The 14,708-nt window shown below is 67.5% G+C and carries 19 protein-coding genes; 12 read left to right on the top strand and 7 right to left on the bottom strand.

Annotated features, from left to right (window positions below):
- Window positions 1-58 precede the first annotated feature (58 nt).
- The 7 genes from QM595_RS13645 to QM595_RS13675 form a co-directional block, all read right to left on the bottom strand.
- Complete coding sequence (locus QM595_RS13645; RefSeq protein ID WP_415172114.1) at window positions 59-742, bottom strand: response regulator; 684 nt, start codon at window positions 740-742, stop codon at window positions 59-61.
- Between the two features lie 102 nt (window positions 743-844).
- Complete coding sequence (gene hpf, locus QM595_RS13650; RefSeq protein WP_415172115.1) at window positions 845-1,468, bottom strand: ribosome hibernation-promoting factor, HPF/YfiA family; 624 nt, start codon at window positions 1,466-1,468, stop codon at window positions 845-847.
- 459 nt (window positions 1,469-1,927) lie between these two features.
- Complete coding sequence (locus QM595_RS13655) at window positions 1,928-2,602, bottom strand: ComF family protein (RefSeq protein ID WP_415172116.1); 675 nt, start codon at window positions 2,600-2,602, stop codon at window positions 1,928-1,930.
- A gap of 167 nt (window positions 2,603-2,769) precedes the next feature.
- Window positions 2,770-4,533 (bottom strand): LpqB family beta-propeller domain-containing protein, encoded by a 1,764-nt coding sequence (locus QM595_RS13660; protein WP_415172117.1) that lies wholly within the window; start codon window positions 4,531-4,533, stop codon window positions 2,770-2,772.
- Window positions 4,530-6,158 carry an MtrAB system histidine kinase MtrB gene (mtrB, locus tag QM595_RS13665; protein ID WP_415172118.1) on the bottom strand — a complete coding sequence of 543 codons (1,629 nt, stop codon included), beginning with the start codon at window positions 6,156-6,158 and terminating at the stop codon, window positions 4,530-4,532. The genes QM595_RS13660 and mtrB overlap by 4 nt, the downstream gene beginning before the upstream one ends.
- A gap of 18 nt (window positions 6,159-6,176) precedes the next feature.
- Window positions 6,177-6,878, bottom strand: a complete 702-nt coding sequence (mtrA, locus tag QM595_RS13670) for an MtrAB system response regulator MtrA (RefSeq protein ID WP_415172119.1) — start codon at window positions 6,876-6,878, stop codon at window positions 6,177-6,179.
- 10 nt (window positions 6,879-6,888) lie between these two features.
- Window positions 6,889-7,167 carry a hypothetical protein gene (locus QM595_RS13675; protein ID WP_415172120.1) on the bottom strand — a complete coding sequence of 93 codons (279 nt, stop codon included), beginning with the start codon at window positions 7,165-7,167 and terminating at the stop codon, window positions 6,889-6,891.
- A 183-nt stretch (window positions 7,168-7,350) separates the two neighbouring features.
- On the opposite strand from QM595_RS13675, the gene QM595_RS13680 reads away from it, so the two are divergent.
- From QM595_RS13680 to QM595_RS13735, 12 genes are all read left to right on the top strand, one after another.
- Window positions 7,351-7,632 (top strand): hypothetical protein, encoded by a 282-nt coding sequence (locus QM595_RS13680; RefSeq protein WP_415172121.1) that lies wholly within the window; start codon window positions 7,351-7,353, stop codon window positions 7,630-7,632.
- A gap of 56 nt (window positions 7,633-7,688) precedes the next feature.
- Window positions 7,689-7,871 (top strand): hypothetical protein, encoded by a 183-nt coding sequence (locus QM595_RS13685; RefSeq protein WP_415172122.1) that lies wholly within the window; start codon window positions 7,689-7,691, stop codon window positions 7,869-7,871.
- A 307-nt stretch (window positions 7,872-8,178) separates the two neighbouring features.
- Window positions 8,179-8,301: a hypothetical protein gene (locus QM595_RS13690; protein ID WP_415172123.1), complete on the top strand. Its 123-nt coding sequence runs from the start codon at window positions 8,179-8,181 to the stop codon at window positions 8,299-8,301.
- A 358-nt stretch (window positions 8,302-8,659) separates the two neighbouring features.
- Window positions 8,660-8,809: a hypothetical protein gene (locus QM595_RS13695; protein ID WP_415172124.1), complete on the top strand. Its 150-nt coding sequence runs from the start codon at window positions 8,660-8,662 to the stop codon at window positions 8,807-8,809.
- 151 nt (window positions 8,810-8,960) lie between these two features.
- Window positions 8,961-9,170, top strand: a complete 210-nt coding sequence (locus tag QM595_RS13700; RefSeq protein ID WP_415172125.1) for a hypothetical protein — start codon at window positions 8,961-8,963, stop codon at window positions 9,168-9,170.
- A gap of 209 nt (window positions 9,171-9,379) precedes the next feature.
- Window positions 9,380-10,903 carry a hypothetical protein gene (locus QM595_RS13705; protein ID WP_415172126.1) on the top strand — a complete coding sequence of 508 codons (1,524 nt, stop codon included), beginning with the start codon at window positions 9,380-9,382 and terminating at the stop codon, window positions 10,901-10,903.
- Complete coding sequence (locus tag QM595_RS13710; RefSeq protein WP_415172127.1) at window positions 10,900-11,175, top strand: hypothetical protein; 276 nt, start codon at window positions 10,900-10,902, stop codon at window positions 11,173-11,175. Before QM595_RS13705 ends, QM595_RS13710 begins: the two co-directional genes overlap by 4 nt.
- A 234-nt stretch (window positions 11,176-11,409) precedes the next feature.
- Entirely contained in the window at window positions 11,410-11,607 is a 198-nt protein-coding gene (locus QM595_RS13715) for a hypothetical protein (RefSeq protein WP_415172128.1), read from the top strand.
- Window positions 11,604-11,771: a hypothetical protein gene (locus QM595_RS13720; protein ID WP_415172129.1), complete on the top strand. Its 168-nt coding sequence runs from the start codon at window positions 11,604-11,606 to the stop codon at window positions 11,769-11,771. The genes QM595_RS13715 and QM595_RS13720 overlap by 4 nt, the downstream gene beginning before the upstream one ends.
- Window positions 11,772-11,785: 14 nt before the next feature.
- The gene (locus tag QM595_RS13725) at window positions 11,786-12,007 is read left to right on the top strand and encodes a hypothetical protein (RefSeq protein ID WP_415172130.1); all 222 of its coding nucleotides are present in this window, start codon (window positions 11,786-11,788) and stop codon (window positions 12,005-12,007) included.
- A gap of 168 nt (window positions 12,008-12,175) precedes the next feature.
- The gene (locus QM595_RS13730; protein ID WP_415172131.1) at window positions 12,176-12,988 is read left to right on the top strand and encodes a hypothetical protein; all 813 of its coding nucleotides are present in this window, start codon (window positions 12,176-12,178) and stop codon (window positions 12,986-12,988) included.
- Window positions 12,985-14,586: a hypothetical protein gene (locus tag QM595_RS13735; RefSeq protein ID WP_415172132.1), complete on the top strand. Its 1,602-nt coding sequence runs from the start codon at window positions 12,985-12,987 to the stop codon at window positions 14,584-14,586. The genes QM595_RS13730 and QM595_RS13735 overlap by 4 nt, the downstream gene beginning before the upstream one ends.
- Window positions 14,587-14,708 lie beyond the last annotated feature (122 nt).

The raw sequence follows: 14,708 nt of genomic DNA on the forward strand, positions 1-14,708 counted from the left end.
AGGTTCGGTCCGCCTCGGGGAGCCGCGCCTCCAGCAGCGATCACCGCCGGGGCGTGCCCTAGGGCAGATCCAGCAGCTTCTCCTTGACGGCGTACATGACCGCCTCCATGCGGGAGTGGAGCTGGAGCTTCTCGAGGATGTTGCGCACGTGGTTCTTCACGGTGTTCTCGGAGATGAAGAGCTCCTTGGCGATGTCGCGATTGTTGAGGCCCTTGGCCACGAACCGCAGCACCTCCAGCTCGCGCTCGGTGAGCTTCAGGCCGGGCACGTGGGAGCGCTCCGGACGCGACATCTGCTTGAACTCGTCGATCAGCTTCACGGCCATCGACGGGCTGATCAGCGACTGGCCGTCGGCCACGACGCGGACCGCCTGGGCGACCTCCTCGATCGAGGAGTCCTTGAGCAGGTAGCCCGAGGCACCGGACTTGACCGCCTCGTAGAGGTCGGCCTCCTCGTCGGAGACGGTCAGGATGATGATCTTGGCCGACGGCACCGCGTCCTTGATGGCGGCGCAGGCCTCGATGCCGCTCTGTCGCGGCATCCGGATGTCGAGCAGCACCACGTCGGGCACGACCGAGGCGACCAGCTCGACGCCCTGCGCGCCGTCGCCTGCCTCGCCCGCCACCTCGATGCCGGTCTCGGCGGTCAACAGCATCGCCAGGCCCCGGCGGAACAACTCCTGGTCGTCGATGATGACGACGCGAATCGGCTCGGTGTCGGCCAGCTTCTGTGTGGGAGGCACGGAGGCATCATGGCACGTTCGGGCGGTTCCCGTGCGCTCATCCGGGTGGTGATGGCCTGGCCGGGGTGGCCCGTTCGGGCCAGCCCGGCCTGGCCGTTCCGACTAGTCGGCGACGAGGTCGAGCCCGATCACGCCGTAGTCGTAAGCGCGTCGGCGGTAGACGACGCTGGGCCGCTGCGTCTCCTTGTCGACGAAGAGGAAGAAGTCGTGGCCCACCAGCTCCATCTCGTAGAGGGCCTGGTCGAGCGTCATCGGGACCGCTTGATGGACCTTCTCGCGCACCACGAGCGGGCCATCGCCCATCACCGTGATCGGCCCGACCTGGCGCTCGACGGCCTCGTCGGCGGCGCCATCGGAGGCCGCTGTGTCGAGGGGGATGTCGGCCAGCGCCTGCCCCACCGAGACGGGGGTACGACGGCCGCGGTGGACGCGCCGGCGGTCGGCCGCCCGGCGCATCTGCGAGGCCATCTTGTCCATGGCGAGGTCGAAGGCGCCCATCTTGTCCTCGGCGCACGCCTCGGCCCGGATCACCGGGCCCTTGGAGTAGGCGGTCAGCTCGATGTGGAAGGCGCCCTTGTGCTGACGTGGGTTCTGCTCGCAGTCGACCTCCACGTGGACCCTCATGATCCGGTGATCATGCTTCTCCAGCCTGGACAGCTTCTCGGTGACGTGAGCGCGGAAACGCTCGGACACCTCGTAGTTGCGTCCGGTGACGACAACCTCCATGAATACCTCCCGTGAGTAATCGCGGTTAGGGAATCTCCCCGCAAAGTGCGAGGAAGCTGTGGGCTCCCGGTCTCCAGGGCGTCCCTGGCAAGGCCGAGGAGCGAAGGCGTCCTTTAAGCGAAGCGGGACGTCGAGCGAGGAGAACGCCGCCAGGGGCGCCCTGGAGACCGGGAGTGGAGTCCGCCCGGCCGACCTGGTCTTCTCCCCCACACTCGCCTGCTGGGGCTTGGCGGCTTGCTGCCACGCCACCCTCTCCCGGGCAGCCGTCGTGTCTGACGACGGCGCCGGGGCAGGACTTACGACTAAGCCGCACCGTGCTCCCCGGCTCTGCTGCTTGAGCAAGACCGGGTTACGTGGACCGCTTTGCCTGCGACTGGCATCGGCTAGCCGCCCGCACGCCCACATCCGGGGCGTCTGGACGACGCAACCACGGACCCGGGCGGACTCCATACATAGACGTTACGCCCGGCGCTGAGTGGCGGCAACGGTGGCGATGCCCGAGATCTCCAGACCGACCGCCCGAAGCGCTCGTTGCGCCTCTCGGGCGGTGGCTCCGGTGGTGATGACGTCGTCGCAGACGATCACTCTGGCGCGGGGAAGCCGGCGGGCCAGCCGGGCCAGCCCCGGCGAGGGGCAGGTCAGCGAGCCGGCCAGGTTGGCGGCCCGGGCGGCGGAGTCGAGGCCGGCCTGGTCGGCCACGCCGGGCCGGGTGCGGAGCAGCCGGGCCACCGTGACTCGGGGTCCGAGCCGGCGGGCGGCGGCGACGCAGAGGGCATAGGTCGCGTCGTGGGCGCGGGCGCGCACGCTGCTCGGCCGCGACGGCACCGGCACCAGCACCGTGGCGCCGACCGGGCCATGGCCGGTCACGGCGGTCGCGAGCAGCGTCCCCAGCGGGCTGGCCAGGGAGAGCAGCCGGTGCTCCTTGAAGCCGAGAACCATCGCCTTGACCGTGCCGTCGTACGGCGCGGCGGCTATCGGCAGCGCCAGGCCGGCGGGCGTCGGTCTCGGCCAAGCGGCAAAGGCTCCCGTGGGCAGCGCAGCGGCGCACTCGGCGCACAGCAGCCGCCCGGGGCGGGTGCAGCCGAGGCAGGACCCGCCGAGCAGCAGGTCGAGGGCGCCGTCACGCAGGGACACGAGCCCAGCCCAGCAGCCGCCCGGCGACGCCGCAACCGGCCGGTGCGCGGGCTGTGGACAACCGTCCGGAGAGCAACCGGGCCGAACGGGACCTCTCGCGGGGCCATCAGGGACTTCTCGCGGGGCCATCAGGGACCTCTCGGCCGGGCGGGGCGGGCGGGCCGGGGTCAGCCGACGTAGCCGAGGGCGGTGACGGGGGCGTCGAGGGTGGCGTCCTGGGCGTCGGCGGTGAGGCCGACGAGGCTCTGGCCGGACAGGCCGTAGGTGCCGCGGCTGGCGACCGGGGAGCCGACCAGGCTGTCGAGCTGGTCGGCGACGACCGGGGCCGAGTCGGGGAAGGCGACGCTGGAGCCGTCGACCGCCACCGTGCGCAGCTGCGCCGCCTCGGAGAGCTGGTGCAGCGCCATCACCGTGGTCGGGGTCACCCAGACGACGTCGCGGATCCGCATCGGCGTCTCGTCGGTGCCGATGAGACTGCGCGCGGCACCGGCACCGAGCACCGTCCCGGACTCGTCGCTGCGGAGCCGGCTCACCACCAGCCGGTCGGAGCCCTCTCCGGCCACCACGGCAACGAGCCGGCTGCCGTCGCGGGAGACCAGGAACTGTCGCACCACGGCGCCACTGACGTCCGGTACGTCGACCAGGTGGCGCTGGCCGTCGCCGCCGACATAGGAGACCTGGGCGCCGCGCCTCCGGTTGTCGACCACCCAGAGCCGGCCGGCCGCGTCCCAGGCCGGCCGGAGCAGGTCGTGACCGCCCTTGACAAGAGTGACGACGTCGTCGGCGCCACCGGGGTCGGCCTGCACCCCGGCGCGCAGGATCCGGGTGCCGTCCTGGGTGACCCCGGCCGCGATCTGCCCGTCGAGGTCGACGGCGACCTCGCGCAGCCCGGCGGCGGTGCGGCCGAACACCCCTGGCACCGGTGCGAGCGTCGGTGGCTGGCCGGAGACCAGCAGCCCGTCCTGGGAGAGGCCGAACATCTGCGGACTGGTCTGGTAGCCGGCCGGGTCGTACTCCGGACCGTCGTCGACGGTGAAGCGAGTACGGCCACCGGCCAGCTGCACGACCCGGTCGCCGAGCGTCACCCGGACACCGGTCACGGTCGGATCCTGCCGCAGCGTCCAGGCCAGCTGGGCCGCCATCATCGTGAGCGCCTGCTGACCGGGCGCCGCGGCACCGGGCGAGCCTCCGGTCAGCACGACCTCGGCGGTGCCGTCGGCGTCGACGGGCACCGAGAGGCCCGGGCTGCTCCCTGCCGGGAAGAAGCTGCGCTCGACGCCGGCCAAGTCGGCGCTGGGGCCCTGCACCAGGTCCCGGACCAGCAGCGTGGCCAGCTGGTTGCCTCGGGGCATGAAGACCGGCTCCGGCACCAGCACCCGTCCGGTCGGGTCGAAGAAGTAGAGCGAGAGTTGGACGAAGCGGCCCTCGAACCACCATGCCGGCACCACCAGCGCGTTGGGCGCGGAGGCGATCCGCCATTCACCGTCCTCCTGGGCCATGGTGAAGCCGAGGGTGCTCTCGTCGGCAGGCAGCGCCCCCTCCCAGGAGCCGCGCTCGTCGAGGCGATGGGCCTCGGTGAGGTAGACGCTGACGGTGTTGTCGCTGGTCTCGATGCGCGGGTTGAGGTCGCTGTAGATGATCGTGGCCTGACCCGGGCTCCACGCATTCCGCTCCTCGGAAGTCAGGAACTGCTGCGCACTCCGGGTCTGGACCGGCGTGGCGAGCATGGCGTCGAGGAAGCCCTGCACGATCTCGGCCGGGCTGGCGCCGGGCCGCGGTGGCCGCGGGTCGATGGAGATGCCGGCGACCCGGGTCGACTCCGCGGTCGGACCGGCGTCTTTGACCTTGCCGGAGGTCGGCATGGAGACGCAGCCGGTGAGGGCGATCGCCCCGAGGAGGAGCGAGACCAGGAGCAGCAGCGGTCTTCTCATGAGGCACGCTCCCCCGTGCTCTCGGCGTCCGCCGGCACCAGCGGCAGCGGACTGTGGTGGAGCGGCGCACCGACCCGCCGGGGCAGGGTGAGCCGGAACTGCGCGCCGCCACCGGAGCGGCCCCACGCCTGCAGCCAGCCGCCGTGCAGATGGGTGTCCTCCAGCGAGATCGCCAAGCCGAGCCCGGTGCCGCCGCTGGAGCGGTCACGGGCGGGGTCGGCGCGCCAGAACCTGTTGAAGACCATCGCCGACTCCCCTGGCGCCAGGCCGACGCCGTAGTCACGGACCGCCACCGCGGTCGCCTGCTGGTCGCCGTCCACGGTGACCAGCACGTCCGGGCCGGGTCCGTGGGCGGCGCCGGCGTGGTCGATGGCGTTGGCGACGAGGTTGCGCAGGATCCGCTCCACGCGCCGTACGTCGACCTCCGCCACGCACGGGTGGGCCGGTGCCCGCACCTCGACCCGGAGGCCCTGCTTGTCGGCGAGCGGCCGAGCCGCCTCGACCACCCGGCGGGCGACGTCGACCAAGTCGACGTCGTCGGTCTCCAGCACGGCGGCGCCGGCATCGAAGCGGCTGATCTCGAGCAGGTCGACGAGCAGCTTCTCGAACCGGTCGAGCTCGGTCTGCAGCAGCTCGGCAGCGCGGGCGGTCGCCGGGTCGAAGGAGTCGCGGGCGTCGTAGAGCACGTCGCCGGCCATCCGGACCGTGGTCAGCGGGGTGCGCAGCTCGTGGGAGACGTCGGCGGTGAACCGGCGCTGCACCCGGCTGAGCTCCTCGAGCTGGCGGATCTGGCGCTGCAGGTTGCCGGCCATCTGGTTGAAGGAGACCGCCAGCCGGGCGAGGTCGTCCTCGCCGTGGACCCGGAGCCGCTCCTGCAGCTGGCCGGCGGCGAGCCGCTCGGCGACCTGGCGGGCCAGCCTGATCGGCGAGACCACCTGGCGGGCCACCAGCCAGGTGGTGCCGGCGACGAGTACGACGAGCAGGCCGCCGGCGGCGAGCAGAGCACGGGTGACCAGGCCGAGGGTCTCCTGCTGCTCGGTGAGGGGGTAGAGGAAGTAGAGCACGTAGTCCTGGCCGTCGGCGGGCAGCTGCACGATCGAGCCGACCACCACCCCGGGCACCTCGGCGGCGACGTCCTCGGTGCCGTCGGTGACCACGGTGCGGATGTTGGTATAGGTCCAGGCCGAGGTGCGCTTCTCGCCGAAGTGCCGCTCCAGGCGCGCCGGCACGCTGCGGGTGTCGAGGCCGGGTGAGAACTCGGCGCCGCCGTCGGCGATGCGGCCGGTCTCGCCGGTCTCGCTGGAGGCGCCGACCGGTCCCGCCATCACGACGCTGAAGCCGCGTGCCGCGCCGCGCTGGATGATCGGCTCGACCAGGTCGCGCCGCTGACCGGAGGAGTCGACGTCGACGGCGGCCGCGGCGGCGAGTCGGTCACGAGCGTCGGCGACCTCGGTGGCCGTCTCGGCGACGACGGCATCCACGCGGTGCTCCAGGAGGCCGTCGCGGACCTGCTGGAGCAGGAACCAGCCGACGACCGAGACCGCCACCGCCGAGAGCAGCACGGTGCTGACCACGACGCGCGCCCGGATCGAGCGGCGCCAGAAGGTCAGCGCCCGTCTCAACACTCTGTCACTCCCGGGCAGCTACTGTGGGCCGGCCTTGTAGCCCACGCCGCGCACGGTGATCACGATGTCGGGGTTCTCCGGGTCGTGCTCGACCTTGGCCCGCAGCCGCTGGACGTGGACGTTGACCAGCCGGGTGTCGGCGGCGTGCCGGTAGCCCCACACCTGCTCGAGCAGCACCTCCCGGGAGAAGACCTGCCACGGCTTGCGGGCCAGGCAGACCAGCAGGTCGAACTCCAACGGCGTCAGGCTGATCGGCTCTTCGTTGCGGGTGACCGAATGGCCGGCGACGTCGATGACGAGGTCGCCGATCTGCAGGGTCTCGGTGCTCACGACGGTGTCGAAGCGGCGCATCCTGGCGCGGATGCGGGCGATGAGTTCCTTGGGCTTGAACGGCTTGACGACGTAGTCGTCGGCACCGGACTCCAGGCCGACCACGACATCGACGGTGTCGCCCTTGGCGGTGAGCATGACGATGGGTACGCCGGACTCGGCCCGGATCTCCTTGCAGACCGCGATCCCGTCGCGGCCGGGCAGCATCAGGTCGAGCAGCACCAGATCCGGCCGGTAGATGTGGAAGAGGTCCAAGGCCTCGTCGCCGCGGCTGCAGAGCTGGGAGTCGAAGCCCTCCTGCCGCAGCACGATCGACAGCATCTCCGCCAGCGACGCGTCGTCGTCGACGACGAGGATCCGCGGCCTCGTGCCGTCAGTGGTGGAGCTCATGGGTCATTGTCTACCACCGAGTAGGCGTGTATGTGCTCCTCCGCTGCTCCCATTCCTCCCGCTCCGGGAGGCTGCCGACCAGTTCCTGCACGGTCACGTAGAGGACTTCGCCGATTCGCTCCAGGTCGAGCACGGTCCACGTGCTGTCGCCTCGCATCTTGGCTGTGATCGTGGCTTGTGCGAGCCCGGTCGTCGCAGAGAGGTTTCGTTGGCTCATTGAGGCGCGCCACAGGAGCGTTGCGACGTTCTCGCTGATGTGCGTGCCGGTGGGGCTGGCTGTCGTCGTCATGTTTCGAGGTTACCCCGGCTGGCTTTGTGCTAAACACGGCGTGTTGGTTGCAATGACTTGATTTTTAGTGCATGTTTCACGTGAAACCGCGCACTGGCTTCTAGTTGTGTGTGATGCGGCTTCTTTCGGCCCGGGTGGTCCGGGTCGTGTGAGTGATGGGTGGTGAGTGTTGTGTCGGTTGTGTTGACGGGCAGGTTCCTCCGGCTTGAGGAGGATGAGTTCACGGACGAGGAGGGCAGGCAGGTGCCGTACATGTCGCTGGTCGTGGATGACGGCGATCAGCAGTTGCGGGTCTCGGTGCCGCGTGAGGCTCGGGGTGAGGCGCGTAAGCACTTCGCTGAGGTTGACTACGGGCAGGAGGTGTCGGTCGGGGTCCGGGTGGGGCTGCGGCGTGCCAACGAGTTCCGTCCGGCCTCGGTGACGTACCGGCTGCTGTCGGTCTCGCCGGCTCTGGCGGGGGCCTGAGTGTGGCTGGTTCGACGTTGCCTCGGCGCCGTGTTGTGCGGCGCCCGGTGTTGCGGGTGACGCGTGACCTCAAGGTTGAGGTCACGGACTCGCTGGGCATGCCGGTGGTGGTGATCAGCGACGGCGTCGAGTCGGTGCTGGTGTCGCCGGAGTCTCTGTCGGGTCTGGTTGCGCAACTGCGCCGTGCCGAGTCGGCGTTGATTCTGGATGCCTCCGGTGCCTGGTCGACGGTTCGCTGAGGGGCTGTGGCGATGGGTTGGCGTGATGTTCTGCTGCTTGGCCGTGGTCTTGGTGCCGTACTCCGCTTGGGGGGACGGTATCGGTGGGCAGGCATTGTCGGCGCCGTCGTCACTCTTGTGGGCGTCTGGCTCGCTCTCGGGGGACGATCCCACGCCGTCGCAGTCTCCGGAGGTGTCGGAGTCGACATCGTCCGCAGTGGAGTCGGATTCGACTGGGGAAACGTCATCTTCTTCGCCGTCGGCCTCGGCGGCGTCATCGTCTGCTGCGCCGGTCTCGGAGTTGTCGTCTGGTTCGGACTCGGTCGACGTGGCCTACGTCGAGGCGACCGGGGGTACGCGCGACATGCTGATCGCGCTGATGGCCGGGACGGGGTTCCTGGTCGCGCTGGTCGCAGCGCTGCTGATGATCCAGATCGGGCACCGGGGGTAGTCCGGTGAGCGACGTTCTGTTCTGGCTGCTCGTGTGTTCCTGGGTTGGCGGGCTCCTGACGTTCCTGGAGTTCGCTGTGCTGTCACTCGTGGCTGGCTACCGGAACGGCGTGCGTTCCTGGGTGTGGCTGCGTCGCCGACTGGTCGCCTCTACGTCGTCAGGGAGCCAGTGATGGATCAGTTCTGGCTTCTGCTGGTGTCGGGGCTGACGTATGTCCGGCTCTGGCAGATGTTGGCCGTCATGGTGAGCAGGGGGTGACCACGTGACTCCGGTGGAGTGGATGGTCTACATGCTCGCGGGCGGCGTCGCTTTCGGGCTGCTTGCGGCTCTGACTCAGGGGAGGGGGTGAATTCCCGAGATGAGCACTCCTACGCCGGTTTCCATCATCACTGATGGTGTGGACGGTCTGTCGGACAACCTGCTCACGATTGCGGGTGTCGGTGTCGGCATCGGTGCCGTGGTGCTGGCGGTCCGTAAGGGCTGGGGCCTGGTTAAGAAGTTCTTCTGAGCTTCTGACCTTGCCGGGTTACGCGTCGCGGCCTGGCTGTGAGCCCGGGGCATCACCCGCAATCGTGTCCGTTGCGGGTGATGCCCCGGGTCTCGAAGCAGTTTCGTCATTCGCCTGAGAGGAGCGGGGCCGGTGCCCTACGGTGAGCGCCGTGGAAGCGGTAGGCGGACTCGTCGGCGTTGTCTTGATCGTCGTTGGCGTGGCCTGGGTCCTGTTCAGGGAGCCGGCGGAGAAGACGCTGCGGGTCGGGGACGGATTCCGGTTCGGGATCGGTCTTGCCCTCGCCGGTATGGCGATCGGGCTCGTGTACCTGCTGGTCCTGTTCGTTGCGACGGTGATCGGACTGAGCATCGCACTCTGAGGACGGGCCTTGCTGGGCTCCTGCTGGTCCCGCTGCTGACGGTCGGCCTGCTTCTCTCGACTGGTCGGGCTGCTGAAGCCGCGACTAAATATGGCGACGTCGCGACAACTAGCTTCGACTTCGGTGCCTGGGGGGTCGGGTCTGTTCAGTCCTCGGACTCGAAGGTCTCTTGCACGGTAACGGGTTATTGGCAGACCACCGATCTCGGCATGTCCACTGTCGTGGTTGATGGCAGTTGCTGGACCGGATTCAATGTTTCACATGCCGATCTGACGTTGTCTGCAGTTGGCGGGGATTGCAGTTTTGGGATCGGCGTTGGCGAGGTGGACGGCGAATCCGGCTCATGGGGTGGGATGACGCCTGGCGGAATCGGGTGTGGCCCGGTAACGGAGTTGTGTTATTCGGTGGTGCTCTCGTATCACAGTAATCCCTGGTTGGATGGCGCCGTGGAGGAGGACTGCGTTGCCTGGGCTCTTGGTGCTCCGCCGACTGCCGTTGTTCAGGGTCAGGATTGTTCGTATGGGGTGCCGTATCCGGTTGGTCTTGTCGAGTTCGATAATACTCAGAATGGTTCTAGTGTTACTCGGAACGACGGTTATCAGTGGCAGATTGATGATGTGACTGGTACTCGCGGCTGGTATCCGTACGTCGTTCTCGGCGGGGTCACGAATACTGATGTCCTGATCGCTAAACAGTCGCCGTCGGGTAATGTGCGTGCGACTGGTACGGGTTTCACGTATGACGGCGTGTTCATGACGCACCGCAATGAGGCTCCGATTGTTACTTCTACGGCTAGCAGTGGTGTAGTCCAGGAGTCTACGGTCGGTTGGTGGTCCTCGGCGTCGTGGAATAGCGTGTCAGGGACTGTTCAGCCGCGTGAAGTTGAGGTTGTTGGTTTCGGTCTTGCCTATCGGATGGATGGCGTTAACACTGGATCGTCTACCGGCGCGATGACGTGGCGGGTCGAGAATCTGCCGGATTCGGCTACGTCTACGGCGCTTGTCGGGGTTACTGATCCTACGCGGTGCGCGTATTACTGGGGCGATAAGATTGTGGACGTCCCTGACGTGGATTGGGATGAGCCTGCTGGTGTTTTGCCTGAGGATGCTGATGGTTCTGATGAGGTTCCGTCTTACGATGATCCGGTGGCGACGTCGGATGGGACGTGTGAGGGTTTCTCTCTGACTGATCCTACGTCGTGGGCTGGCGCGGGTATTTGTGTCCTGGTGAAGTTGATGGGGTCTCTGATCAGCGCTGTGCTGGGTCTTCCGGCCGCGATCATCGAACTTGTGATTGACGCATTGAAGCTATTATTTATCCCTACGGATTTCCAGTCGTTCAACAAGCTCAACAATGCCGTGGATGATACTAATCTTGCGTCCTGGCGTGACGGGATCGAGTCCGCTGGTTTCGGTTCTTCGTCTGGTGGAGTGGTTGGTCGTACGACGGATTCGGGCTCTAGTTCGGACTGCATGGGTCCAGGATTTGATCTTTCTGGTATGGAGTTTGGGGATGAGTCGGTTGAGTTCGGCGTTATTTACCCGTTCGCTGCGTGTGATGGGAAGCTTGCGGATGCCGCGAGCCTGGTTCGCACGATTCTTCTCGTGATGATTTGTCTTTCGGTCGGTTTCCGGGTCATTGGCATGATCGGCACTTCGATCGGTCTTATCAAGAATACCAATCAGATGATTAGGTTCGATTGGTCGTCACCGGATTCGGGGAGGATCACATGATCGTTGAGGCGATTATCGATTTCTTCATGTTGCTGATTGCTGAGTTGGTTGAGCTGGTTGCGTCTGTGATCCCGGCGGCTCCGGCCTGGTGGATTGAGGGCATGGGCTATGTGTCGGATGTCGTGGATTGGATCTATCAGCTGGATACGTGGCTCCCGGTCACGGTGGCCTTGTCGGCGGTCTCGATCCTGATCGTGGCCTTTGTCGCCTCGATGGTTATTCAGGGTGTCCGCACGGTCGTCTCCTACGTGACCTTCGGCGGTGGCATGTGACCGGCGGCGCGGGTTGGCGCGGCGTGCGGGGCCCCCGTCCCGAAGCGCGGAGCGCGAGGGCGGGGTGCGCGCCGTGCTGATCGTGCTCGTCGTCGTAGTCGCCGGCGTGTGGCTGTGGGTGCGTGTGCGGCGACGCCGGCGTGAGGTCGCGCTCTCTGGTACGGACGCCGCGCGGCCGATGTTCCACAGCGACCCGCCCGGGCGTCGGATGAGTCCTCTGAGGGGCGAGCGGCTGTGAGTGACGATCAGCAGCTGGGTTTGTGGATCGCGGTCTTCTGGACGGTGGCGGTCTGGCTTGCCGGGGTGTCGTGGTCGATGTGGCGGGCCGTGACCTGGGTCGAGCGGATGCGGCGCTGGGCGGCTGGCGCGGCCGATCAATGGCAGCGGGATCGGGAGTTGGAGAAGGGCATGAGAGAGGACGTGGAGGCGTGATGTTGACCGTGGTTGTGGTCGTGGTGGTGCTCGCGGTGATAGCTGGTGCGTACCTGTACGGCATTTGGCTGGGACTCCGCGAGTCCCGGGTCAAGCTCAACGATGCTTATCGGCGCGGCATTGATGATGCCGCCGCCATGCTGACCCGCAATGACTGGTCCTAGGGGAGGTCCTGACGATGGATGATGTGACGTCGGTGTTCGTGGCCGGGTTTGCGCCGGTGGCGCAGTGGCTGCTGGCGATCGCTGGCCTGGGCATGTTGGTGTGGGTGGCGTCCCTGTTTGTGGTGTGGCTGTGGGAGTGGGTCGTGGTCTTCATTGAGGAGGGTCGGCTCGATCGTGAGGAGGCCGCTCGCCCTGAGGGTGGCAAGCATCGCGGCACTGACGCGTGGGGTCACTGAGCCATGGTGTGGAAGACGTTTCAGCATCCCGGCAAGCGGGCGGATCGTCGTGGCTGGCCGATCATGGGTTATGTCGGTCCTAACGGCGGTGGCAAGAGTGCCGCGATGGTGTGGGACACTCTCCCGTCGCTTCGGGCCGGGCGTCCTGTCCTGGGTACGGTCCGTCTCTTGGACTACGTCAATCCGCGTCAGTGCGAGGATGAGGCCTGTGCGGCTGATCCGCTCTCGGGGCATTATGTGAGGGCGCTGCCCGAGCCGCACATTGTCGAGGCCGCGTTTGCGGCCGAGTCTGATCCGACCCGGCGCGTAGAGCTGCTGGGCGAGCTGGGTGAGGTTACTGGTGTTCACGGCGCGGCTCATCCGCTGTGGATACCCTTGATTGACTGGCAGCAGGTGCTGGACGCGCGCGGTGTCGACTTGCTCCTGGATGAGGTCACCGGTGCGGCGTCGTCGCGAGAGTCGGCTGCGCTGCCGGCCGCGATCGCCAATCGCCTGGTGCAGTTGCGTCGCAATGATGTTGTTGTTCGCTGGTCGGCGCCGGACTGGAAGCGGGCTGACATTATTATCCGGGAGTGCTCGCAGGCGGTTACCTATTGCAGGGGTTACTTGTCGAGGCCGAGCGTGGAGCCGGGCGCGTCACGTATGTGGCGACGTCGTCGCCTGTTCCGCTGGCGTACTTATGACGCGATGGAATTCGAGAATTTCACTGCTGGCAAGCGTGATCAGCTCGATCCGCTTACTTCGGACTGGCATTGGGGGCCGGCATCGCCGGCGTTTCACGCCTACGACACGATGGATGCGGTGCTGACGGTCGGTACGGCCACGGAGTCGGGCACGTGCTACCGGTGCGGCGGTCGCCGCTCCCAGTCGGCGTGTCGCTGCCACGACAACCGTGCTGTGGCAGCGCCGGTGCCGGGTCGCCGCGCGCGACGCGCGTCGCGCGAGCTGCTCGAGCTGGCGACGTCCGGGGATGCTGAGTGACGGCGGGGGTCGACGAGTTTCGTAACACTGCGATCGCAGATCTACGAAACTCGTCGAGTTTCGTTGCCGCTGAGGACCTGGCTTATACGAAACTCGTCGGGGGGCTGGGTGCGGGGTTCGCGACTCCCGCGGCTGTGGATGCGGCCGCGTCGTTGTTCGCGCGGGCGGTTGTGCCTGAGCGTCCGGTGTGGCGCTGGGTCTCGTCGTCGCGTCTGATGGCTCGCTCGCTGGTCGCCTCGCAGGCTCGGCTCGCGGATGTCGTCGCGTTTAGTGATCGGTACTCGCGTGGTGGTGAGCGTCGGCTGGTCTCGTTGGGGCGCGCGGACCGCTGCTTCCAGGAGGGGCCGCGTTGGCGTGTGGAGATCGCGCCGGGCAAGATCGCGCTCCGGCGTCGTGATCCCGTTCGTGCGGAGCGTGCGGCCGAGAGGGCGCGTGTCGCGGCCGAGAAGAAGGCCGAGATGGTCGCGGCCATCACCAGGGCGTCGGAGTGCTTTCCGGGCTGCAAGTGTGGTGAGCATTGGACGCCTCCGGAGGGCGGAGTCTCGCGGATCTACTCCTGGTCGGCTAAGTCGAGGTCGCGGATGCTCGAGAGACTGGCGGAGCTGGATTACGCGCCACTGCTCGCGCACGGTGGTGTCCCGGCGATGATCACGCTGACCTATCCGGACCGGTGGCAGGAGGTGGCCCCGTCGGCTGCGGTGGCGTATCGGCATCTGCGGGCCCTGGAGCGGCGCTGGTACCGGCGCTGGGGAGTCAAGTTGGTGTGCGTGTGGAAGCGCGAGTTTCAGCGTCGTGGCGCGCCGCACTGGCATCTCCTGGCGACCCCGCCGGCTGATCCTGAGTTTCGGCGGTGGCTGGCGCTGGAGTGGGCAGACATTGTCGGGACTCAGGATTGGTGCGGCGGCTGGTGCTGGGATCGGGACTGGACGGCGATGACGGGCGGTCCGATGGGCTGCTGTGAGCGCGGCAAGCATGTCCTGGTCCACCTGCATCCCAGCGTCGTCGACGTGCATGAGGGTGCCCGGGTCCTGGACCCGAAACGTCTGGCGATCTACTTCGGCAAGCATGGCGTTTTCAGCGCGAAGGATTACCAGAACCAGGCGCCGGCGGAGTGGGTCCACGACCCGGCTTGTGACGGCACCGATGTCGAGGGTCAGCCGTGTCGTGGCTGCGCGCCGGATGGTGTCGGTCACTACTGGGGCGTATGGGGCCTGGAGAAGGCCGTTGCTACTGTCGAGGTCTATGCTGACGTGGCTGAGCAGCTGCGCCGTGCGGTCCGACGGTGGTCACGCTCGCACCGCTACTACGCACCTCGGACTGTGTGGCGCAAGGAGTACGCGACCCGGCTCGATCCCACGACGGGCGAGCTCGTCGAGTCCTGGCGCTGGCGCACCAGACGGTCCAAGAAGGCGGTGTACTGGATGCGGGGCACCGCCGGCTACGTCCTGGCCAATGACGGTCCCGCGTTGGCCGAACATCTAGCCCGGCTCGCAGGTCTCGTCGAGGTGCCTCGTGAGGCGACCGTTCATCGTCATCCCGTCACGGGCCGGCTCCGGCGGGGTCGATCAGGTGTCGGCCCCGCCGGGTTCCTGCCCTAGATGAATGAGTCCAAGGGTCAGTGGTCGTAGGCGATCAGTGATCGGTGGATGTCCGCGCCGATGTGGTCGTTGTGCCAGATCGCGGTGGTGAGGGCGAGGATGCGGGCGGCGATGCGGGCACA

This window comes from Nocardioides sp. (assembly GCF_047607185.1).
Taxonomy (GTDB): Bacteria; Actinomycetota; Actinomycetes; order Propionibacteriales; family Nocardioidaceae; genus Nocardioides.

Excerpts from the sequence above, each read along its gene's own strand:
- hpf (WP_415172115.1), bottom strand. The coding sequence starts at position 1,468 with ATGGAGGTTGTCGTCACCGGACGCAACTACGAGGTGTCCGAGCGTTTC.
- QM595_RS13660 (WP_415172117.1), bottom strand. The coding sequence starts at position 4,533 with ATGAGAAGACCGCTGCTGCTCCTGGTCTCGCTCCTCCTCGGGGCGATC.
- mtrA (WP_415172119.1), bottom strand. The coding sequence starts at position 6,878 with ATGAGCTCCACCACTGACGGCACGAGGCCGCGGATCCTCGTCGTCGAC.
- QM595_RS13675 (WP_415172120.1), bottom strand. The coding sequence starts at position 7,167 with ATGACGACGACAGCCAGCCCCACCGGCACGCACATCAGCGAGAACGTC.
- QM595_RS13695 (WP_415172124.1), top strand. The coding sequence starts at position 8,660 with ATGAGCACTCCTACGCCGGTTTCCATCATCACTGATGGTGTGGACGGT.
- QM595_RS13705 (WP_415172126.1), top strand. The coding sequence starts at position 9,380 with ATGTCCACTGTCGTGGTTGATGGCAGTTGCTGGACCGGATTCAATGTT.
- QM595_RS13710 (WP_415172127.1), top strand. The coding sequence starts at position 10,900 with ATGATCGTTGAGGCGATTATCGATTTCTTCATGTTGCTGATTGCTGAG.
- QM595_RS13725 (WP_415172130.1), top strand. The coding sequence starts at position 11,786 with ATGGATGATGTGACGTCGGTGTTCGTGGCCGGGTTTGCGCCGGTGGCG.